This window comes from Gymnodinialimonas sp. JB5-7, assembly GCF_055693405.1.
Genome location: NZ_JBVFUX010000012.1, coordinates 149691 through 168276, shown reverse-complemented (window position 1 = coordinate 168276; position 18586 = coordinate 149691). Strand labels below are relative to the sequence as shown.

Genomic DNA, 18586 nt, shown 5'->3' with positions numbered 1-18586 from the left:
ACGCACGGTCGGCAAGGCCGCGCGGCCTGGCGATATTGCGTGCTGGTAAATGTTCTGGCCTTTCTCGAGCGCGCTTACCGTCGCCTGGGATGACGGGTCTTCTGTCTGCGTGCACAACCTTGCGACCGGGACGAAACGATACGTTTGCGGGACGTGGAAACGGGGAGAGTTGCCCCGCTTCATCGCCCATGAGGGCGTCGTGTCGGATGCGATGTTTCTGCCGTAGATGATGCCGTGTTGAGCCTTGGGACGGACGACGAAATCTGCGTCTTCGACATCCCCGGGCATTAGGATCACTCGCGCGCAACGCCTTCCATCAGCGGAACAAAGCGGACGGGCATGATCTCATCATAGTCGAACCCCGCATCTGTGCGGGTGACTTTGATGAGGCTTTGGACAGCATCGGATTGGCCCACCGGCACAACCATGACCCCACCGGGCTTGAGCTGGTTCAGCAACGGGCCCGGCGGATCTTCGGCGGCGGCGGTTACAAGGATGCGGTCGAACGGGCCCTGATCGGGCAGCCCGAAGGAGCCGTCACCGGTGATCACGGTGATATTGACGAGGCCTTCGCGCGTGAACGCCAACTCAGCCTCGCGGGTCAGGTTGCGGTGACGGTCGACCGTATAGATGCGGCGCGCGAGGTGCGACAGGATCGCAGCCTGGTAGCCCGAGCCTGTGCCAACTTCGAGCACGGTATCGCGCGGCTGCACTCCCAGCGCCTGCGTCATCAGCCCCACAACGGAGGGTTGGCTGATCGTCTGGCCCGAACTGATCGGCAGCGGCATATCTTCGTACGCGCGGGCGGCGAAATGGCCGCGCACAAAGGCGCCGCGATCAACCTTTTCCATCGCTTCGAGCACACGTTTGTCGGTGATCCCCTTCTGACGGAGCTGAAACAGGAACTGCATCTTGCGTTCCGCGTTGAAGCCGCCGTTCTGATCGGGGGCGTCACTCATTCCACGGCAGCCTTCAGATCGGCCAGCCGATCCCGCGCGGTCAGGTCCGCACGCATGGGCGTGACCGAGATATAGCCGTCAATATTGACGGTTGCATCTGTGTCATCGCCCGAGGGGACGTTTTGCGGGTTGCCGGTGATCCACAGGAACTTACGGCCATTTGGCGCGATGTCGGCCTTCATGCCCATGCCAGATTGGCCATTGCGGAAGCCTTGGGCCACGACGCGTGTGCCTTTGACGTCGGACGCCGGGCAGGGCGGGAAATTGACGTTGTAAAACAGCTTGTAGGGCGCGCTGTCGAAGGCGCCCGGCGCGGCGAGGATCTTATGGATCACATCCGCGCCGTGGGCGGCGGCGGCCTCAAAGCTATTGGCGAGGCTGATATTGGCAGGGCCGTAATATTGCGACAGGGCGATGGCAGGAACGCCTTGGATTGCAGCTTCGATCGCGGCACCGATTGTTCCGGAGTAGAGCGTGTTTTCAGCCGAGTTGTTGCCCTTGTTGACGCCCGACAGGATCAAGTCGGGGCTGTCTTTCATAACCTCGTGCAGGCCTGCGATCACGCAATCGGCAGGCGAACCTTCGGCGGCGAAGCGCTGCGGCCCAAATTCCGAGATCAGCGTCGGATGCACGTAAGAGATGCAGTGGCCAACGCCCGATTGCTCGAACGCGGGCGCGACGGTCCAGACATTGTCGGCCCCGGCAAGCTCTGCCGCGATGGCGTGCAGGATCTTGAGGCCGGGGGCGTTAATGCCGTCGTCGTTGGTGATGAGAATGCGCATGGTCGCGGTGTATCCGGTGGCGCAGGGGGCGTCCAGCGGTGGTGTGCTGTGGCTAGAGCCGGCGGGCGACCGCCATTGATACCAGTGCACCAAGCAGCACGGCCCCGGTTGCAGCGCCCCACGCATAGCCAGACGGCCAATTCGCCATTGCGATCCCAAAGGCCGCCCACGCTGCAGCGGCCGGATAGGTTGGTGTCCAAAGACGCAAAGTGATTGCGGTTGCGACGATCACTGCCAGAGGCAGGGCGATCCAACTGGCGAGGTCTGCCGATGCGATACCGTAGCCAGCGCTGAGAGTTGCAAGCGAGACGAACGAAGCGGCGGTGAGCCAGCCTGCGTAAAGGCCGAGGGGCCAGCGCGCCCAACCGCGTTCAATTATGGGCGCTTTTGCCAGAGCCATCAGCGCCGTGCCAAGCATTACAAGGATAAGGATCGTCGCCCAGATCGGGCTTTGATTGGCGACCGGGATCCAAGCCGCCCCGATGGTTAGCGAGACAAATGCCCACGGTCTGTGCGGAGCCCATCGCGCGTCATCGGCGCGTTTGAAAAGGCCGTAGCCGGTACCAGCGATCAGCCAAAGATAGATGACGCCCCAGATGGAAAACGCCCATCCTGCGGGTTGGATCGGCGGATTGTTGACGGGAACCGGGAAGCGTTCGGGTTCAAACCCCGCGAATGGATTTGCAAAGATCGGGACAACCGCGAAGGCCAACGCAGCGGTGAACGTCAGGATGGCCCAAAGGCGGGCGCGGTCGGATTGGGCAGGCACATGCATATACGTCATGTAGGAATAATGCGGAGGCGGGCGAGAGGTTCCCGCCCGCTTTTTCTTACGCGAACGCGCCGTCGGCGGTGATCCGCGTTTTGCCATTCAGATAAGGGTGCAATGCCTCCGGCAGGGTGACGGAGCCGTCGGCCTCTTGCCCGTTTTCTAGCACGGCTATCAGGCAGCGGCCCACGGCGAGGCCAGAGCCGTTGAGGGTGTGAACGAACTCGGGCTTGCCACCAGCGCTCGGCTTGAAGCGGGCGTTCATGCGGCGGGCCTGGAAATCGCCGCAGGTGGAGACGGAGCTGATCTCACGATACATGTTCTGGCCAGGAAGCCAGGCTTCGATATCGTAGGTGCGCACCGCGCCGAACCCCATGTCGCCCGTGCACAGCACAACCGTGCGGTAGGGGATATTCAGACGATCCAGAATGCCTTCGGCATAACCAAGCATACGCTGTTGTTCTTCATCACTTTTATCGGGATGGGTGATAGAGACCATTTCAACCTTTTCGAACTGGTGCTGACGCAACATGCCCGCCGTATCGCGGCCTGCGGAGCCTGCTTCAGAGCGAAAACACAGGCTGTGGGCGGTGTAGCGGCGGGGGAGGTAATCTTCGTCGAGGGTGTGGCCTGCGACGATGTTGGTGAGGCTGACCTCGGAGGTCGGAATGAGCCACCAGCCGTTGGTTGTCTCGTAGCTGTCCTCGCCGAATTTGGGCAGTTGGCCGGTGCCGTACATCGTCTCGTTCCGGACAAGGACGGGAGAGTTCACTTCGGTGAGGCCGTTCTCAAGTGTATGAATATCCAGCATAAATTGCGCCAACGCGCGGTGCAGGCGGGCGGTGGCGCCCGACATAAGGACAAAGCGGCTGCCCGACAGTTTGGCCGCCGTCTCAAAATCCATACTGTCTTTCACGGCGGGGATGTCGAAGTGTTCGAGCGGCGTGAAATCAAACGTGCGCGGGGTTCCGCGGCGGTGGAGTTCGACGTTATCCTCTTCATCCGACCCGTCGGGAATATCGGCGGCGGGGAGGTTGGGGAGGGCTTCGAGAATGGCGGTCAATTCCGCATCCTTGGCCTTTGCCTCTTCCTCAAGACGGGCGATTTCATCTTTCTTTTCAGCGACTAACGCGCGGAGGCGTTCGAACTCTGCCTCGTCACCGCTGGCCTTGGCTTTGCCCACTTCCTTGGAGGCCGCATTGCGGTCGGCCTGCGCTGTTTCAGCGGCGGTGATGGCGGCGCGACGGGCCTCATCAATGGCGAGGATGGCTGCGGATTGGGGGGAGAGGCCACGGCGCTGGATCGACGCGTCGAAGGCGTCTGGATTGTCGCGGATCATGCGGATGTCGTGCATGGCTCTGGCCCTCCGATGGGTGTTGTGTGGGGCGGGTATGCCAGAGGGGGAAGGGCGGGAAAAGAGGGGTTTTGTGGTGTAATTATTCTGTAGTTTTTCTGTAGTGCATTTATAATTACACGATTTTCGCACGGATTGACGGATTTGGGGTGGGTTCTGTGCGGAAGGGTGGTGGGTTGCACCCACCTTACGGGCGGTAATCGGGGGCGATGATGACGGATGGGAGGCCCCACGGCATTGCTGTGATGACAGGTGGCACGGGTCCGGGTATCCTTCGCAAATGCCGACGGTTTTCCGCCACGATGGGTTCCGGTTCTTCTTCTACTCAAACGAAGGTGATCCACGTGAGCCAGTTCATGTGCACGTGATGAAGGGCGGCGGCGAAGCGAAGTTCTGGGTCAGGCCGGTCGCGGTCGCCCGGAGTTCAGGGTTTGATGCGCGGACGCTTAGGCGGTTGGCGCAAGTGGTCGCAGAGAACGCGGCGGAGATCGAAAGGGCATGGCATGACCATATCCGCGACTGAGGTTCGGTTCGACGAGGACACGATGTGGGTTGGGCTGGACGATGGGCGGACGCTTGGTGTGCCGCTGGTCTGGTTTCCGCGGCTGTTGGAGGCGGACGCGGCGGCGCGAGAGGCAGTGGAGATCAGCGCGTTTGGGCTGCACTGGGCGGTGCTGGATGAGGATGTGAGCGTGGTGGGGTTGCTGGAAGGGAAACGGGGGGCAGAAGCGGCTTAAACTAATGTCCAGCCAACGCATGCGTTTCATGGAAGAGCGCGAGCTTTCAATGTTCTTTGGTTTGCAAGTGAACAAGCTTTTGCGGTTCGAGGCGGACGATTTGCGTCTGACGCTCTATCTAAAGGCGCGGACCCGGCGTATTACTGTAGTCGCGTTGGATAGACTTTTGCCCGAGGGGCAAAAGCACAGGCCGGGATATTCCAGGCAAATTTCGATGAAATATCCCACCGGGCTTCTTGAGAGCTTCTCGAGTTTCTCGGACGCCAATTATCCGCGTTCCGCTAGAGGGTATTTTGTAGATCGTGATGAAAACGGACGCTTTCGATTCTTCAACGATCTCTATTTCGAGGTTTCTTTGGCCGAGATGGTGAGTATTGAAAACACGATTCTGGACGTTTCCCGAGATGAGCGTGCGGTTACGTGAATATGGACTGGATCATTTTCTGGTTCCATTGACAGAGGACTTTCTCGCAGACCTCAACACTTAAGGCCCGCCAAAGCGGGTTAACAGCGGGCTTGCCCGACCTGCCATCGACGGGCCGTCCGGCGGCCCCTTCTCGGCATCTTTTGCAGGGCAAAAGAGCCTGTCAGGCAATGGGCGATTTGGTAGGGCTGGGTACCCCAAATAGGCAGAAAAGCGTCTTCGCTGGCATGAAGTGGCCGCAACTGACCGCGGATCGACAGTCCCCGGCCCGTCGATGACGGGGCTTCATGGCTTGGATTGGCGGGTTTCACCCACCCTAAGTGCCCCGGGCCAAGGCCCGGTCTTCTGGGGTGACGCGGGACAAGTCCCGCCCTACGCCTTGCACCCCACCGCCTCCGCGCCCATTTGCCCCTTTGCACCCGTTGCACTCCACCCCCGCGCCACTAGGGTGCCGCAAATTTTGACATGAGGCGTGCGCAGGCCCGCCAAGACCAACAAACAAAGGACCCCGCCCATGGAAGCCTTCGGCCAGGTGATCCCGCTGATCCTGATCCTCGTGATCATGTATTTCTTCCTGATCCGCCCTCAGCAAAAGAAGGTGAAAGAGCATCAGGCGATGGTTGAGGCGCTGCGTCGGGGCGATGAGGTGGTCACACAAGGCGGGCTCATCGGCAAGATCACCAAGGTGAAGGACGACACCGAGGTTGAGGTCGAGATTGCCAAGGATGTGCGCATCCGTGTGTTGCGGCCGACGATTGCGCAGGTCCGCTCCAAGACCGAGCCTGCGAACGACTGATCCCTGCTATCGGCGCGCAAATTGGGGCGCGCTGGTGGTGAGAACGATTAAGCGGGCGGTTTGCGCCCCTCCCTCCGAGGACCACATATGCTTCAGATCCCGCTCTGGAACCGGCTGTTCATCCTGCTCGTGCTGCTGGCGGGACTGACATTCGCTTTTCCGAATTTCTTCTATGAGCGGGTGGAGCGGCATAATGATGCCGTGGCCGAGATGGAGCGGGAAGGCATTGAAACGGAAGAGCTTTTGGCGGAGCAGGCTTTGTGGCCTGATGCGCTTCCGGCGACATTGGTGAACCTCGGCCTCGACCTGCGGGGCGGTGCGCATCTGCTGGCCGAGGTGCAGGTTGAGGATGTCTATGTCGCGCGGATGGATGCGCTGTGGCCCGAGGTGCGTGATGCGCTGCGGGAGGTGCGTGATACGGTGGGCACGATCCGCCGCATCGATGCCGATCCGGGGTTGTTGCAGGTGCGGATCAGCCAGCCCGAAGGGCTGTCTGCCGCCGTAGCCGCCGTGCGCGAATTGGGCCAACCGGTGGTTAGCCTGACCGGCGGGATTGGCGAGAGCACGCTGGATGTGAGTGGGTCGGGGGACATCCTAACGGTGCGGCTGAGCGAGGCGGAGCAGCAGGCGACGAACGACCGCACGATGCAGCAATCGATCGAGATTGTGCGCCGCCGCGTCGACGAGGCCGGCACGCGGGAGCCAACGATCCAGCGGCAGGGGCAGGATCGCATCCTGATCCAGGTGCCGGGCATCGGCTCGGCCCAGGAGTTGAAGGACCTGATCGGGACCACGGCGCGGTTGACCTTCCACCCGGTCGTGGGGCGCGCTGGGTCCGCCGATGAACAGGTGGAAAGCCGCCAGATCGTGCTGCCGTCCATCGACCCGGACGATCAGGGCACGTTCTACATTCTGGAGCAGACGCCGGTGGTGACGGGGGACGATCTGGTGGACAGCCAGCCATCCTTTGACCAGCAGAGCGGGCTGCCGGTGGTGACGTTCCGGTTCAACCCCACAGGCGCGCGTGCGTTCGGGGAGTATACGGCGGCCAATGTGGGTGCGCCGTTTGCGATTGTGCTCGATGAAGAGGTGATCAGTGCGCCGGTGATCCGGCAGGCGATCACGGGCGGCGCGGGCCAGATCAGCGGGAACTTCACGGTGGAATCTTCGACCGAGCTGGCGATCCTGTTGCGCGCAGGCGCGCTTCCGGCGGAGATGACGTTCCTTGAGGAACGGACGATTGGGCCGGAACTGGGGGCCGACAGCATCGAGGCGGGGCAGATCGCGGCGTTGGTGGCGTTCGCTGCGGTGCTGGTCTTCATGATCCTGAGCTACGGGACATTCGGCATCTTCGCCTCCATCGCGTTGGTTCTGAATGTGGGCATGATCTTTGGCGTGCTTTCGCTGATCGGGGCGACGCTGACATTGCCCGGTATTGCAGGGATCGTGCTGACCATCGGTATGGCGGTGGACGCAAATGTGCTGGTCTTCGAGAGGATCCGCGAGGAACTGAAGACGGCGCGCGGCCCCGCAAGGGCCATCGAGTTGGGCTATGAGCGGGCGCTTTCCGCCATCATCGACGCCAACATCACCACGTTCATTATTGCGACGATCCTGTTTGTCCTGGGCTCTGGCCCCGTGCGCGGCTTCTCCGTCACGCTGGGGATCGGGATCGTTACGTCGGTCTTCACGGCCATCTATGTCACACGGCTTCTGATCATCTTCTGGTTTGAGCGCCGCCGTCCCAAGACAATCGAGGTCTGATATGCGCCTGAGACTTGTTCCGCAGGAAACCAACTTCGATTTCTTCAAATATGCGAAGGTCACGTTTGGTGCCTCCATCGTGGCGATGATCGCGTCGATTGCGATCTGGCTGATGGTGGGACTGAACTTCGGCATCGACTTTCTGGGCGGCACCACGATCCGCACGGATGCGACGGTTGAGGTGGACGTGGCCGAGTACCGCTCCGCCCTCGATGGGTTGGACCTGGGCGATGTCGTGATCTCCCGCGTGTTCGACCCGAATTTCGATGAGGATCAATACGTGGTCACCGTGCGCATTCAGGCGCAGGAGGGCGTGGAGGCTGTCACCCCTGAGACCATTGAGGCGATCGAGACGGCATTGCTGGCCAATGTGGACAGCGAGATGACCTTTCCGTCTGTGGAATCCGTTGGCCCGAAGGTCTCGGGTGAGTTGATCCAGACGGCGATTATCGCGGTTCTGGCCTCGCTTGGCGCGATCCTCATCTACATCTGGCTGCGCTTCGAATGGCAGTTCTCGGTCGGTGCAGTCGCGGCCCTGATCCATGACGTGATCTTGACCATCGGCATTTTCAGCCTATTCCAGATCCGCTTTGATCTGGCCACGATTGCGGCGCTGCTGACCATTGTGGGCTATTCGATCAACGATACGGTGGTGATCTTCGACCGCCTTCGGGAGAACCTGATCAAGTACAAGCAACGCGCTTTGCGGGACGTGATGAACCTGTCCGCGAATGAAACGCTGAGCCGGACCTTGATGACCTCCGGCACCACGGCGCTGGCGCTGATTGCGCTGCTGGTTCTGGGGGGCGACGTGATCCGGGGCTTTGTGTTCGCCATCCTCTGGGGTGTGATCGTCGGTACGTATTCGTCGATCTACGTGGCCAAGAACGTGGTTTTGATGTTGGGCGTGAAACGTGATTGGTCCAAGCCGTCTGACGGGGGCGGCGCATCTGGCACGCAATTCGCGAACGTCGATGCCTGAGGCGCTGGTCGAGGCCCTGGCTGTGCCGGGCCTCGTCTGGGTGGCCGCTGCGGCCTTTTTGGCGGGAACGGTTTACGGCTTTGCGGGCTTCGGATCGGCTTTGGTGTTCATGCCGCTGGCGGTTATCTTCCTGAGTCCGGCGCAGGCCATTGCCGCCTTCTCGCTTTCGGCCCTTGCCTCGCTTTTCACAATGGTCCCCAAGGCGTGGCCCAAAACTGACAAGCGCCAGACCTTGCTGATGGTGGGCGCGTCGATTGTGACCATGCCGCTTGGGATCGCGTTGTTGCGATGGTTGCCGGAGGTTACGATCCGAACGGCGGTTTGCGTTCTGACGCTGATCACCCTGGCCGCGCTGCTGGCCGGTTGGAAGGTGCCGTTGCGCGGGGGCACCCCGTTGCGGGCAGGCGTCGGGGCTTTGAGCGGGATAACCGGCGGATCAACGGGCCTGAACGGGCCGCCGGTGATCCTGTTCAACCTTGGCAGCGATCAAACGGTTGAAGTGACCCGTGCCAATCTGGCCTGTTTTCTAACGTTGAATGCGCTGTTCCTGATGCCGATGATGTTTGTTCAGGGCGTGATTGACGGGACGACGTTCTGGATCGGGGCGGTTCTTTTGCCGACTTATGCGGTGGGGACGCTTATCGGAACCGCCCTGTTTCAGCCGCGGGCCGCGGGCCTCTACAAAACGGCGGCCTATATCTTGATTGGGGTTGCGGGCGTTATGGGCCTGCCGATCTGGGAAGGATAAGTGCAATGCGCATGAACGAAGTCAGCTTTGATGACAGCCGCCCTGTGGATGGCTATGGGCCGGGCTTTTTCCGCGTTGGCGGGGAGGTTGTTCAGGGCGCGGTTCTGCTGACGCCCGGGGGCATTTCGGCTTGGGCCGGGTTTGACGATGTGCAGGCCGTCACGGCCAAGGCGGCGGAGGTGGATTTTCTGCTGATCGGCACAGGGGCCGAAATTGCGCATCCCCCGGCGGCGTTCCGTCAGGCGTTGGAGGCCGCGGGGATCGGGCTGGAGGTCATGGCCTCGCCCGCTGCGTGCCGGACCTACAACGTGCTGCTGGCCGAAGGGCGGCGCGTGGGGGCTGCGATGGTGCCAGTCTGACGACCGGTCGGGCAGGGCGACGTCGGCCACTTGCCCTGGGCTCCGCCCGTTGCCTCTTCGATCCGTCCACTGGACGGATCGCCGCATTCTGCGGACCAGCGGCAACCCCACCCCCGACGACGCCCTGCCCGGTGCTTCATCTGAGGGCCCGGCGTTCGTGGGTAAGAGCGGCGCAGGTTTAGGTATTTGGAACCAGTGGAAGACAGGGGCGCGTCAAAAAGGGCGGGCCGCTCAGAACGTTGTGATCGGGGGCAGCGTGCGACCGCGCGTCAGTACGTCGCCCAGGATCATGGCGCGCAATTCTCGTTCCAGCTTGCGGCGCATGGTTTCAGCGAAATCATCATGGTTCAGCGCATATTCCACAAAGGCGCCGGGGCCGTGGATGACCTGTTCCAGGTAGTATTCCTCGATCTCTCGACTGGCGCCGCCGATGGCCAGCCCGTTCACCGTGACCCCGTCGAAATCGAAATGCTCGAACGCGGCGGAGGGGGAAGCCGTCGTTGTTCTGCCCGTCGCCCGAGATATCGAGGGTCTGGAACAGGCAGGCGGGGGCTTCGCGGAACCGGGTGGAGGCGAAGCCAAGCGCGTAGCCAAGCGCCGTTGGGAAATCCTGATTGCCGCGGATCGCCTGGTTTACCCGTTCGGCGACGGCGAGCAGATCGGCCTCATTCTCGATCATCACCCAATCGACGATGATGTCCTGCTGGAAGCGGCCGGACCATTCGAAGATCGACAGCGCCACGGGGCCGGGGCCATTCAGGAAAGCTTCGGTCACGATGGGGTCGAGGAGGGCTGAGGCCAGACCCTCAACCTGGATCCGGTATTCTGCCTGATCAACGGAGGCGGAGACATCCATGCCAAGCTGCAGGGCCAGCCTGCACTGGTCCTGCGCGGCAGCGGGTGTAGCAGCCAACGCCGCGAGGAAGGCGGCGGCCCTTACCAATGCCCCGTATTCTCCATCGAAGCCCAAGGCTCGGCCGGTTCCAGGCTGTCGCCGGCCTGCAAGAGTTCGATCGAGATGTTGTCGGGCGACCGCACGAAGGCCATGTGCCCATCGCGGGGCGGGCGGTTGATGGTAACGCCATTGTCCATCAGGTGCTGGCACATCTCGTAGATATTATCGACGCGGTAGGCCAGGTGGCCGAAATGGCGGCTGTCTGACGGCAGGCCCTCATCGCCGTCCCAGTTGTACGTCAGCTCCACATGGGCGTCTTCTTGGCCCGGGGGCGTCATGAAGACGAGGGTGAAGCGTCCGCCCTCGCTGTCGTAGCGGCGCGTCTCTTCCAGACCCAGCAGTTTGTAGAAGGCGATGGAGGCGTCGAGGTCTTTCACCCGGACCATCGTGTGAAGGTAGTGAATGCCCATTGGCTGCGTGCTCCCCGTTGGCGTTGAAGGGTAGCTTAACGCGGGCGCGCGGTTTGAACAGCCCGGGGGTGTTAAATTTCGAGTGGGCTGGGCTGGATCGGTTTGGGATGCATGGCGTCGCGGACCACAAGAGTGACGGTCACGAAGGCCACAAACAATAGCAAGTACCAGGAACCGAATTTGCCGATATCCACGATGCCGGTGTCGCCCTGGGTCTCATAGGTCCAGGTGCGGGTGAAAGTGCCGATATTCTCAGCGATCCAGAGCAGGAAGGCCGAGAGGAATGCGCCGACGGGCAGGCGGATCGCGAGGGGATTTTGGGCCGGGTAGAACCAGATGCGGGTGCGCCAGAAGAGCAGGATCGTGGCGACGAAAAGCGCCCATCGGATGTCGTACGTGTAGTGGTGGGTGTAGAAATTCACGTAGATCGCCAGCGCGAGGAGGAAGGTCATCCAGAACGGCGGGTAGGGCGCGAATTGGATGTGAAAGATGCGGATGGAGCGCGCGATGAAGCTGCCGACGGAGGCGTACATGAACCCGGAAAAGAGGGGACGCCGCCGATTTCCAGGAGGCCCTGATCGGGGTAATCCCAGGAGCCTTGGGCCAGTTTGAAGATCTCCATCAGGGTGCCGGTGATGTGGAAAATGAGGATGACTTTGGCCTCTTCCCACGTCTCCAAACCCCGCCAGATGAAGACGATCTGCGTGACGACGGCGAAGATCACCAGCGCGTCGTAGCGGGCGAGGGGCCAGTCGTCTTGCCAGATCAGGCGGGTCAGGATGATGGCGCTCAGGATAAGGATCCCGAACAGCGCGGCATAGGCGATCTTTGCGAGGATCAGGGCCGTCAGGCCGAGGGCGGAGGGCGATTGTGCCTGTCGCCGTTCCAGATTGGCCACGCTCAAGCCTGTCATGATCCCTCAACTTCTTGCGGTTTGTACGAGGCGTGGGGCAATATGTGGCCTCACGCCGCCGATCCACCGATTCCCACGAAGGACCCATGCCATGCCGCTGACGCCTGAACAACTGGAGGATATCCAGTCTGCCCGTTCCAACCCGCAACCCACGCTGCGCGCCGTGGCGCCGGGGATGGAGCAGCACCTTTATGAGGCGAAGCCCGTGCTGGACCACGGATTTCGTGCGGGTCGTGGATTACATGGGCGACGACGCGGCGATCGTGCAGGCCGCCAGGGTGTCCTACGGGGCAGGGACGAAAAAGGCGCGCGATGACAGCGGGTTGATCCGGTACCTAATGCGGCACTGGCATTCGACGCCGTTCGAGATGTGCGAGATCAAGCTGCACGTGAAGCTGCCGGTCTTTGTGGCGCGGCAGTGGATCCGTCACCGGACGGCGAATGTGAACGAATATTCGGCGCGGTATTCGATTTTGGATCGGGAGTTCTATATCCCCGAACCGGACGCTTTGGCGGCGCAGTCGGTGGTGAACAATCAGGGCCGTGGGGAGACGTTGGAGGGTGAAGAGGCCGAGCGCGTTCTGCGGATGCTAAAGGACGACGCGGGGCGGGCGTATGACCATTACGAGGAGATGCTGTCTCAGGACGGCCAGAAGGGGTTGGCCCGCGAATTGGCGCGGATGAACCTGCCCGCGAATATCTACACGCAATGGTATTGGAAGGTGGATCTGCACAACCTGTTCCACTTCCTGCGGCTGCGGGCGGATGCCCATGCGCAGTATGAAATCCGGGTCTATGCGGATGCTATTTGCGAAATGGTGAAGGATTGGGTGCCGGCGGCCTACGGCGCGTTCGAGGATTACCGGATGGGCGGAGTGCAGCTGTCTGGCAAGGGCGTTGAGGTGTTGAAGCGGCGGCTGGCGGGTGAGGCCGTGACGCAGGAGACGAGCGGCATGAGCATGGGTGAATGGCGAGAGTTTGAGGCGGTGTTTGGCTGAGGTTGCTCACGCGTGAGCAGAGGGGTTAAGGGGTTGGTTTTGTTGGGGAAACGGATTGGCGTTAAGGGTTTGTTAGGGAAGCAGTTAGGAGACTAATCTGGGCAATGTCCCACTGAGTTGGTGCTCGAATTGATCCGAGCGCAGATTAGCGTCACAAATAAGACGATTTAACGGGCACTTGTCCGGGATCACAGCGACGGTTTTCATGAGCGCATATCGACCGGCATCGTGAGACTCGCCGTATTTGCGGGTTTCGCCAGCAATCTTGAGAGTGATCAGGGCGTCCTGAAGAGGTAGCCCTCATTCTCGGTATTGCGTTCGGAGCACTCTGATGCGTGTTTGCGGCCAATTCTGCAGCTCTACTCGTGGCTATTTGCCAGATCAGGATGCCGTGGTATTACGTTGGCACACCTTCTACTTTGACCAAAATATTGATGATCTAAATCACAACGCCGTTTCTGGCGGAGAAACTCTGGAGAAAGGTTTTACGTCAATTGTAGCTCATGCGGTCAAGACCAGATGTTTTGGCTGCAAGAACTGAAGAAACTGTCAATCTGGTAAAGTCCGACTTGATGGTGGTCAGGGGCGCTGAAGGCTTCTCGTCAGATAGCTCGCACTGGGCTGCTATGAGATCGATCATGAAAGCTGTGTACGATGAGCGAGAAATGAAGATGAAACCAACACAAGCACCTCCAGTCTTCTGCCCGTCGAACGCAAGGGATGCTATCAGGCGAGGATCAACGACCGCCTCAATTACGCAGCGCTTGATTTGTGGTAATTTCATCGCTTCCCTCGCCGTGATCGGAGCATCCGCACGAGCATTTGCAGGTTGCATCGCAGAATTCCGAGCGTATTGTCTCGAAGGCATCGGCCAGAGCCGTAACGCGAGTGTACGGCCCGCTGATCAGCCCGCAGTTTCCGGCGACGAATCGATGGAGATGAGGTTGCCGGGTACACCGAGTTGTTCTGGCGAGCGCGTTGGCGGACAGGCCCATTGGTTTGAGGAAGTCCTCGGTACAGGACCTCGCCTGGGTAGAATGGGGGTCGAGGGTATCTGTCGAGCTCGCGCCAGAGGCGCGCGGATCAGTGATAGTCGACGATTTCGACGTCATGGGCTCCATCCTCTTTCCAGACAAAAGCGAGATGCGATATTGGTCGTTGATGCGGATCGAATGTTGCCTCCGCGCGGTCGCCTTTGAGGGCCTCTAACCGGTTTCCCGGCGGCACGCGGACGAGTCGTCGAGCACGTGGGCCGCCTGCACGCATCGTCAAGTTTGCGCAGGGCCACGCGTTCGAAATTCACGAACCGTCTAACCCGTTCGCGGTCGCGCAAGGCGTTCGGTGTGCCTTGTGTGCGAGAGCTGCGGATCATATGTGATACGTATCACGTACCTTCGAGCCATTTCCCGGTCTGAGCGGGTGGGCTTACGGCTGCACGCAAGCATACCGCCCGGCTCTGCCGGGCAGCGGCCGACCTCCCCCAGGAGGCCGCTTTGGGCGATGTCGCTCTGACCATCGCTATCTCGCCGTGTTTGGACTGATCTCTCCGACCAACCGATTCAACGCGGTCTCCAGGTCGGCCGCTGCCCGGCGGGCCGTTCTTTCCGGTGATGGCGGGACACGTCCCGCTCTACTGGGCCGCTTCGGCCTGCGCGCGTAGCTCAGACACCAGCTCCGCATTCTCGGCCTCCCACGCGCTGAACGCCACATAGGCCTCGATCCGCTGGGCGGCCCATTCGGGGGTGCCGTAGGGGGCCTCATCGAGGGGAGCGAAGAAGGATTTGACCTCTTCGTAGAGGTCGACGCAGGCCAAACGGTCGCCGCTGAGCGGTTGTTGCGCCTGGGCGGCGGCTTCGCAGGTGTAGTAGCTCAGCAAAAGTGCGAGGAATTCACCCATACCGGCCCCTTTCGCCCCCAGTAAAGGCCGGGGGCGGCGGGCTGGCAAGCGCGGGCGCCTCACATTTGGGCGAGGCGCGCGTGGGTCAGGCGGCCTTGTTGGTCAGCGCCTCCAGCCGCTCCTCCGTCAGCCAATTGGCCTTCGTGGTCTCAAACCATTCATAGGCTTCGGCCTCAATCTCGGCGATCTGACGGTCTTCCGTGCGCCATTTCGACATCAGGGCTTTGACGGCGGGGATGTGGTGCTGGATCGAGGTTTCCTCGACATCATTGACGTTGATCGCGCGGTGCCAGCGGGAGTTGAGCATGTAGCGCTTGTTGTGACGCGACTGCATGGCGTCGCCGCGGTAGTTCTTCATCACGAACAGGTCGGGCGTGCGCACGGCGTAATGGTTGATCGAGGCACCGCGCCACGGGAAGTGGCGTTTTTTGTTGGCGTTTCGGTTGGCCACATGGCGGTGGTCAGAGAGGGTGGGGTGATACATCGCCTCCGGGTCACGGCGGCCGCCTTCGGCGTTGCAGAGCCGCACGTCGCGCAGGGGCTGTTTGGGCATATGGTCGATGCCTGCGGCAAAGGCCGTGGGGTCGAACATGGTTTTCTGCATCGCGGTATGTTCGCGGGCGATGTCGTTGGCCATGGTGAGTTCCTCCAACTGGAGGCCCTGTTCCGGCCAGCTGTCCAGGCCGCTGTCGCCGAAAATGCGCCAGCGGATGGCGACGGCATCGAAGTCGCCCAAGCGGGGGAGCCAGTCGTCCAGTTTGCCGTTGCCGTCATGGATATTGAGGAATTCGTCCGCGTCGACGTGGAGGAGCCAGCGGCAATCCTGCACCGCGTCATGGGCGAGCACCTTGGACACACCGGCGGGTTGCGGGGGTGTATCGCCGTGATCATCGTTGCGGACGTGGTGGACTGCGCCGAGGGCCGAGAGGCGATCGAGCAATTCATCGGTGCCGTCGTTGCACGCATTGGTGCATACGAGGATTTCATCAAAGCCGATCACGCGGTGATAGGCGACCCATTCGAGTACGAACATGGCTTCATTGCGCATGCACGACATGGCTGCGGTTTTCATATGACTGCCTTTGCCTCAAGTGACGCCCCGGTTTTTTGGGTGGGGTCGTCTTATTGGTTAGTGAGGGCAGTCTAATATGGCCGGGGTCATTTTGGGAATCCGGGGCGAGGATCGGGAGGCTTCGGGGTGTGGCCTTTTGGCACTTGGGCCTTGGAGCAGGTTGCGTTTGATTTGAATCGCAACCCGCTGCCTCGCACCGATGACGCGACCGCGAAACGCGATAAGAGTACCTCAGATAAAAGCGCAAAGTGCTTTAGCGGATGGCGTTTGCGGCGAGGCCCTGGGCCTGGGCCATCGCCTCAGCCCGCAGGTGCGAGACGAGGTCTGCGTTGGCCTCCTGCCAGGCGAGGAAGCCGCGATAGCCGTCGAGCATCTGGGCGTGGCGTTCCAGGGTGCCTTCGGCGGCCAGGTCAAACGGAGCGAACCAGGCTTTCACGGCGTCGTAGGTGGCCATGCAGTCCTGTACTTCGCCGCCCGACATAGGCCGGAGCAGGGCTGTGGCGTCGCAGAGATAGTAGAGCGCGAGCAGGTCGAGGAATTCGGACATCGGGCGCGCCTCCTTTCCGTTGAAAGGCAAAGAGAGGCGACAAGTCCGGGGTGCACGCTGGCCGGGAGGGGGCTGGCGCGCAAATGCACGATCCGTCACCTCCCATTGCTGACCGGTTCAGGGATAGCAGGTCAGGGTAAAGGTGCAGTTAATGCGCATAAGAAGGATAGCTGCCCGCGCCGGGCAGGGCGCGGGGAATTGGTGCATCACGCGGGTGCGTGGATCAGATCTTTTGCAGCTCCACCGCCGAGGAGCGGCCATCGCGGCCCTCGCGCAATTCGAAGCTGAGTTTGGTGTTGTCGGGCAGATCAGTCATGCCTGCACGTTCCACGGCCGAGATGTGCACGAACACATCCTTGCCGCCGTCGTCAGGTGCGATGAAGCCGAAGCCCTTGGTGGTGTTGAACCATTTAACAGTGCCGGTAGGCATTTTTCCCGTGTCTTTCTATAGCTTTAAGTCCCGCCCACAAGCGGTGCGGCGGTGTGGTGCGGACAGGTAAAGACCCCTTCCGAAGCTGAAAGGACGTCGTTAACCTTCCCCACAGTAAAAATGTTGGCGGTTTTCCGGATGAAAACAAGGGGCGGATGTACATGTATCCCCCATGCGGCATGAGATTGCCTATGACACGAGCGGAGGATGAAAATATGCGCATTTACGGGCTGAAAGCCTGCGATACGTGCCGCAAGGCGGTGAAGGCGCTGGACGGTGCAGAGCTGGTGGATGTGCGCGCGGACCCTTTGGCGCCTGCACAGATCGCGCGGTTTCTGGAGGCCTTCGGGGAGGCGTTGGTCAACACCCGCTCGACCACCTGGCGGGGGCTGGATGAGGCGGAACGAGCCAAACCGCCGGAGGCGCTTCTGGCGGCGCATCCGGCGTTGATGAAACGTCCCGTGATCGAGGCGGAGGATGGCACGCTGTATCTAGGGTGGGGCAAGGACGTGCAGGCGACCCTGGCCATCTGAGGGGAACGGGCAACCGGATTTCCCCGTTTGGGGGCTTGGGTGCAGCCAAGACCGCCCCCATCTGCTGAAGGACGGCAATTTACGGAGTGATCAATGCGCAATGCAGCCCTTGTCCTTGGCCTGATCGGTGGTGTCCTCGCCATGATCGTGGGCTTTTTCGTCTACGGCTACACGGTGTTCATTGATTGGTTCGGGGAAATCCCGGACCTCGCCAGCCAAGTCGACAACCCGCAGCTTTACCGGACCATGGCCTTCCTTTCGCCGATCCTTGCGATTGCAGGGGGTGCGATGGCCAAATCGCGGGCGCTATGGGGTGGTGTTCTGATGCTGCTGGCCGCAGTGGGCATGCTTTATGCCTTCGGCTTTGGCGTCTTCACCATGTTCCCGATTGCCTTTTGCGGCATTGGCGGTGTGCTGGCCCTTGCGGCAGGGCGGCCCGACGAAGAGCACGCCCATTTCTAGGGGCCGCTAGCGCATCGGGCGAAAGACGCGTCGTTCTTCCTGCCGAAAGTTCAGCGCTGTCTGGGCGGACGCCGTTGAATAAGCCGTCGTGCCAAAGCACAGGCGCAGGCCGCAGAATTTTCAAGGTGGCAGGCTGGCTGAAGCGCAAGCTGATATAGGTGACACCATCATCCGGGATGACCGCGCGCACGTTGCCGCCATTGGCCAAATGCTCCGCACGCACCGTGTGTTCGCCTGTTGGGTCGACATGAACCGGCAAATCGGGTGCGACAAGCAAAGCCTCCGACTGGCTGTCGTCGGACAATGAGCCATGGTCGAACCGGATGGGCGCGTGCTTGCGATTCAGCAGAAGGTCGGTGCGCGAAAAGTGGGTCGAGGTGAAGTCGCGCAGTGTGACCTGACCTCCATGCTCACTCATGATCTGATCACCGAGGCTGAGGTCTTGCGCCTTGATTGTGCCGGTTGAGGTTTGGAGCGGCGTGAACCCGCAAATTCCAAAGGGCGGAGCGGCCGCTTGCGCGGGGGCTTCGGTTTCAGGGGCCCACATACGACCCTGATGGCCGGGCTGACCCGGCTCTATCGTGCCAGTTTGATACATACTCGATACCTGCAAAAGACCGCCGACTGACTCAGCTTGTTGACGTCAAGGTAACCTCACGCCTTGGCGGAATGCTGACCGGAATATGAAAAGAATG

General features: G+C 61.1%; 22 protein-coding genes and 3 pseudogenes. 11 read left to right on the top strand and 14 right to left on the bottom strand.

The window, feature by feature from the left end:
• Window positions 1-293: 293 nt before the first annotated feature.
• From ACZ1HK_RS08450 to serS, 4 genes are read right to left on the bottom strand one after another with little or no spacing between them, the layout of a single operon-like run.
• The gene (locus tag ACZ1HK_RS08450) at window positions 294-959 is read right to left on the bottom strand and encodes a protein-L-isoaspartate(D-aspartate) O-methyltransferase (RefSeq protein ID WP_472628336.1); all 666 of its coding nucleotides are present in this window, start codon (window positions 957-959) and stop codon (window positions 294-296) included.
• Window positions 956-1741 carry a 5'/3'-nucleotidase SurE gene (surE, locus tag ACZ1HK_RS08445; protein ID WP_472628335.1) on the bottom strand — a complete coding sequence of 262 codons (786 nt, stop codon included), beginning with the start codon at window positions 1739-1741 and terminating at the stop codon, window positions 956-958. The genes ACZ1HK_RS08450 and surE overlap by 4 nt, the downstream gene beginning before the upstream one ends.
• 52 nt (window positions 1742-1793) lie before the next feature.
• Window positions 1794-2525 (bottom strand): hypothetical protein, encoded by a 732-nt coding sequence (locus ACZ1HK_RS08440; protein ID WP_472628334.1) that lies wholly within the window; start codon window positions 2523-2525, stop codon window positions 1794-1796.
• Window positions 2526-2571: 46 nt separating this feature from the next.
• Complete coding sequence (gene serS, locus ACZ1HK_RS08435) at window positions 2572-3864, bottom strand: serine--tRNA ligase (protein ID WP_472628333.1); 1293 nt, start codon at window positions 3862-3864, stop codon at window positions 2572-2574.
• A 280-nt stretch (window positions 3865-4144) separates the two neighbouring features.
• On the opposite strand from serS, the gene ACZ1HK_RS08430 reads away from it, so the two are divergent.
• The 8 genes from ACZ1HK_RS08430 to ACZ1HK_RS08395 all read left to right on the top strand — a co-directional run bounded on the left by ACZ1HK_RS08430 (window position 4145) and on the right by ACZ1HK_RS08395 (window position 9674).
• Entirely contained in the window at window positions 4145-4387 is a 243-nt protein-coding gene (locus tag ACZ1HK_RS08430) for a DUF4160 domain-containing protein (protein WP_472628332.1), read from the top strand.
• The gene (locus ACZ1HK_RS08425) at window positions 4368-4601 is read left to right on the top strand and encodes a DUF2442 domain-containing protein (RefSeq protein WP_472628331.1); all 234 of its coding nucleotides are present in this window, start codon (window positions 4368-4370) and stop codon (window positions 4599-4601) included. The genes ACZ1HK_RS08430 and ACZ1HK_RS08425 overlap by 20 nt, the downstream gene beginning before the upstream one ends.
• A 4-nt stretch (window positions 4602-4605) precedes the next feature.
• Window positions 4606-5025, top strand: a complete 420-nt coding sequence (locus ACZ1HK_RS08420) for a hypothetical protein (RefSeq protein WP_472628330.1) — start codon at window positions 4606-4608, stop codon at window positions 5023-5025.
• Between the two features lie 514 nt (window positions 5026-5539).
• Window positions 5540-5821: a preprotein translocase subunit YajC gene (gene yajC, locus ACZ1HK_RS08415; protein WP_368476068.1), complete on the top strand. Its 282-nt coding sequence runs from the start codon at window positions 5540-5542 to the stop codon at window positions 5819-5821.
• 87 nt (window positions 5822-5908) lie between these two features.
• Window positions 5909-7585, top strand: coding sequence for a protein translocase subunit SecD (gene secD, locus ACZ1HK_RS08410; RefSeq protein ID WP_472628329.1), 1677 nt, complete (start codon window positions 5909-5911; stop codon window positions 7583-7585).
• A 1-nt stretch (window position 7586) separates the two neighbouring features.
• Window positions 7587-8567: a protein translocase subunit SecF gene (secF, locus tag ACZ1HK_RS08405; protein ID WP_472628328.1), complete on the top strand. Its 981-nt coding sequence runs from the start codon at window positions 7587-7589 to the stop codon at window positions 8565-8567.
• On the top strand, window positions 8560-9315 hold the full coding sequence (locus ACZ1HK_RS08400) for a sulfite exporter TauE/SafE family protein (RefSeq protein ID WP_472628327.1): 756 nt from the start codon (window positions 8560-8562) through the stop codon (window positions 9313-9315). The genes secF and ACZ1HK_RS08400 overlap by 8 nt, the downstream gene beginning before the upstream one ends.
• Before the next feature lie 5 nt (window positions 9316-9320).
• The gene (locus ACZ1HK_RS08395) at window positions 9321-9674 is read left to right on the top strand and encodes an Mth938-like domain-containing protein (protein WP_472628326.1); all 354 of its coding nucleotides are present in this window, start codon (window positions 9321-9323) and stop codon (window positions 9672-9674) included.
• A 231-nt stretch (window positions 9675-9905) separates the two neighbouring features.
• Here ACZ1HK_RS08395 and ACZ1HK_RS08390 read toward each other — a convergent pair whose 3' ends face one another.
• From ACZ1HK_RS08390 to ACZ1HK_RS08375, 4 genes and pseudogenes are all read right to left on the bottom strand, one after another.
• Window positions 9906-10121 carry a DUF1194 domain-containing protein gene (locus ACZ1HK_RS08390; RefSeq protein ID WP_472628325.1) on the bottom strand — a complete coding sequence of 72 codons (216 nt, stop codon included), beginning with the start codon at window positions 10119-10121 and terminating at the stop codon, window positions 9906-9908.
• A gap of 118 nt (window positions 10122-10239) precedes the next feature.
• A pseudogene (locus ACZ1HK_RS08385) lies at window positions 10240-10530 on the bottom strand (DUF1194 domain-containing protein); the annotation flags it as partial.
• A gap of 80 nt (window positions 10531-10610) precedes the next feature.
• A complete protein-coding gene (locus ACZ1HK_RS08380; RefSeq protein WP_472628324.1) occupies window positions 10611-11039 on the bottom strand; it encodes a VOC family protein in 429 nt (142 codons plus the stop codon).
• Window positions 11040-11110: 71 nt separating this feature from the next.
• A pseudogene (locus tag ACZ1HK_RS08375) lies at window positions 11111-11952 on the bottom strand (DUF817 domain-containing protein).
• 91 nt (window positions 11953-12043) lie between these two features.
• On the opposite strand from ACZ1HK_RS08375, the pseudogene thyX reads away from it, so the two are divergent.
• Window positions 12044-12950: pseudogene (gene thyX / locus ACZ1HK_RS08370) on the top strand (FAD-dependent thymidylate synthase).
• Window positions 12951-13440: 490 nt separating this feature from the next.
• Here the strand turns inward: thyX and ACZ1HK_RS08365 are convergent.
• The 5 genes from ACZ1HK_RS08365 to ACZ1HK_RS08345 form a co-directional block, all read right to left on the bottom strand.
• Entirely contained in the window at window positions 13441-13785 is a 345-nt protein-coding gene (locus ACZ1HK_RS08365) for a hypothetical protein (protein ID WP_472628323.1), read from the bottom strand.
• Window positions 13786-14580: 795 nt separating this feature from the next.
• Window positions 14581-14847, bottom strand: a complete 267-nt coding sequence (locus ACZ1HK_RS08360) for a hypothetical protein (RefSeq protein ID WP_472628322.1) — start codon at window positions 14845-14847, stop codon at window positions 14581-14583.
• Between the two features lie 85 nt (window positions 14848-14932).
• A complete protein-coding gene (locus tag ACZ1HK_RS08355) occupies window positions 14933-15919 on the bottom strand; it encodes a glycosyltransferase family 2 protein (RefSeq protein ID WP_472628321.1) in 987 nt (328 codons plus the stop codon).
• A 253-nt stretch (window positions 15920-16172) separates the two neighbouring features.
• Window positions 16173-16466, bottom strand: coding sequence for a hypothetical protein (locus ACZ1HK_RS08350; RefSeq protein ID WP_472628320.1), 294 nt, complete (start codon window positions 16464-16466; stop codon window positions 16173-16175).
• A gap of 223 nt (window positions 16467-16689) precedes the next feature.
• Window positions 16690-16896 carry a cold-shock protein gene (locus ACZ1HK_RS08345; RefSeq protein ID WP_368476055.1) on the bottom strand — a complete coding sequence of 69 codons (207 nt, stop codon included), beginning with the start codon at window positions 16894-16896 and terminating at the stop codon, window positions 16690-16692.
• Window positions 16897-17111: 215 nt separating this feature from the next.
• Here ACZ1HK_RS08345 and ACZ1HK_RS08340 point away from each other — a divergent pair, with 215 nt between their 5' ends.
• Together ACZ1HK_RS08340 and ACZ1HK_RS08335 are read left to right on the top strand one after the other, a co-directional pair.
• Window positions 17112-17429, top strand: a complete 318-nt coding sequence (locus tag ACZ1HK_RS08340) for an ArsC/Spx/MgsR family protein (protein ID WP_472628319.1) — start codon at window positions 17112-17114, stop codon at window positions 17427-17429.
• Between the two features lie 93 nt (window positions 17430-17522).
• Entirely contained in the window at window positions 17523-17891 is a 369-nt protein-coding gene (locus tag ACZ1HK_RS08335; protein WP_472628318.1) for a hypothetical protein, read from the top strand.
• On the opposite strand, the gene ACZ1HK_RS08330 is transcribed toward ACZ1HK_RS08335, so the two are convergent.
• Window positions 17803-18438, bottom strand: coding sequence for a Hint domain-containing protein (locus tag ACZ1HK_RS08330; protein ID WP_472628317.1), 636 nt, complete (start codon window positions 18436-18438; stop codon window positions 17803-17805). The genes ACZ1HK_RS08335 and ACZ1HK_RS08330 overlap by 89 nt on opposite strands.
• Window positions 18439-18586: the final 148 nt, after the last annotated feature.

Coding starts and splice junctions, on each gene's coding strand:
- yajC (WP_368476068.1), top strand. CDS start 5,540: ATGGAAGCCTTCGGCCAGGTGATCCCGCTGATCCTGATCCTCGTGATC.
- ACZ1HK_RS08450 (WP_472628336.1), bottom strand. CDS start 959: ATGAGTGACGCCCCCGATCAGAACGGCGGCTTCAACGCGGAACGCAAG.
- ACZ1HK_RS08430 (WP_472628332.1), top strand. CDS start 4,145: ATGCCGACGGTTTTCCGCCACGATGGGTTCCGGTTCTTCTTCTACTCA.
- surE (WP_472628335.1), bottom strand. CDS start 1,741: ATGCGCATTCTCATCACCAACGACGACGGCATTAACGCCCCCGGCCTC.
- ACZ1HK_RS08345 (WP_368476055.1), bottom strand. CDS start 16,896: ATGCCTACCGGCACTGTTAAATGGTTCAACACCACCAAGGGCTTCGGC.
- secD (WP_472628329.1), top strand. CDS start 5,909: ATGCTTCAGATCCCGCTCTGGAACCGGCTGTTCATCCTGCTCGTGCTG.
- ACZ1HK_RS08440 (WP_472628334.1), bottom strand. CDS start 2,525: ATGACGTATATGCATGTGCCTGCCCAATCCGACCGCGCCCGCCTTTGG.
- ACZ1HK_RS08395 (WP_472628326.1), top strand. CDS start 9,321: ATGCGCATGAACGAAGTCAGCTTTGATGACAGCCGCCCTGTGGATGGC.
- ACZ1HK_RS08380 (WP_472628324.1), bottom strand. CDS start 11,039: ATGGGCATTCACTACCTTCACACGATGGTCCGGGTGAAAGACCTCGAC.
- ACZ1HK_RS08355 (WP_472628321.1), bottom strand. CDS start 15,919: ATGAAAACCGCAGCCATGTCGTGCATGCGCAATGAAGCCATGTTCGTA.
- secF (WP_472628328.1), top strand. CDS start 7,587: ATGCGCCTGAGACTTGTTCCGCAGGAAACCAACTTCGATTTCTTCAAA.
- serS (WP_472628333.1), bottom strand. CDS start 3,864: ATGCACGACATCCGCATGATCCGCGACAATCCAGACGCCTTCGACGCG.
- ACZ1HK_RS08425 (WP_472628331.1), top strand. CDS start 4,368: ATGACCATATCCGCGACTGAGGTTCGGTTCGACGAGGACACGATGTGG.
- ACZ1HK_RS08335 (WP_472628318.1), top strand. CDS start 17,523: ATGCGCAATGCAGCCCTTGTCCTTGGCCTGATCGGTGGTGTCCTCGCC.
- ACZ1HK_RS08400 (WP_472628327.1), top strand. CDS start 8,560: ATGCCTGAGGCGCTGGTCGAGGCCCTGGCTGTGCCGGGCCTCGTCTGG.
- ACZ1HK_RS08365 (WP_472628323.1), bottom strand. CDS start 13,785: ATGCAACCTGCAAATGCTCGTGCGGATGCTCCGATCACGGCGAGGGAA.
- ACZ1HK_RS08360 (WP_472628322.1), bottom strand. CDS start 14,847: ATGGGTGAATTCCTCGCACTTTTGCTGAGCTACTACACCTGCGAAGCC.
- ACZ1HK_RS08330 (WP_472628317.1), bottom strand. CDS start 18,438: ATGTGGGCCCCTGAAACCGAAGCCCCCGCGCAAGCGGCCGCTCCGCCC.
- ACZ1HK_RS08420 (WP_472628330.1), top strand. CDS start 4,606: ATGTCCAGCCAACGCATGCGTTTCATGGAAGAGCGCGAGCTTTCAATG.
- ACZ1HK_RS08350 (WP_472628320.1), bottom strand. CDS start 16,466: ATGTCCGAATTCCTCGACCTGCTCGCGCTCTACTATCTCTGCGACGCC.
- ACZ1HK_RS08340 (WP_472628319.1), top strand. CDS start 17,112: ATGCGCATTTACGGGCTGAAAGCCTGCGATACGTGCCGCAAGGCGGTG.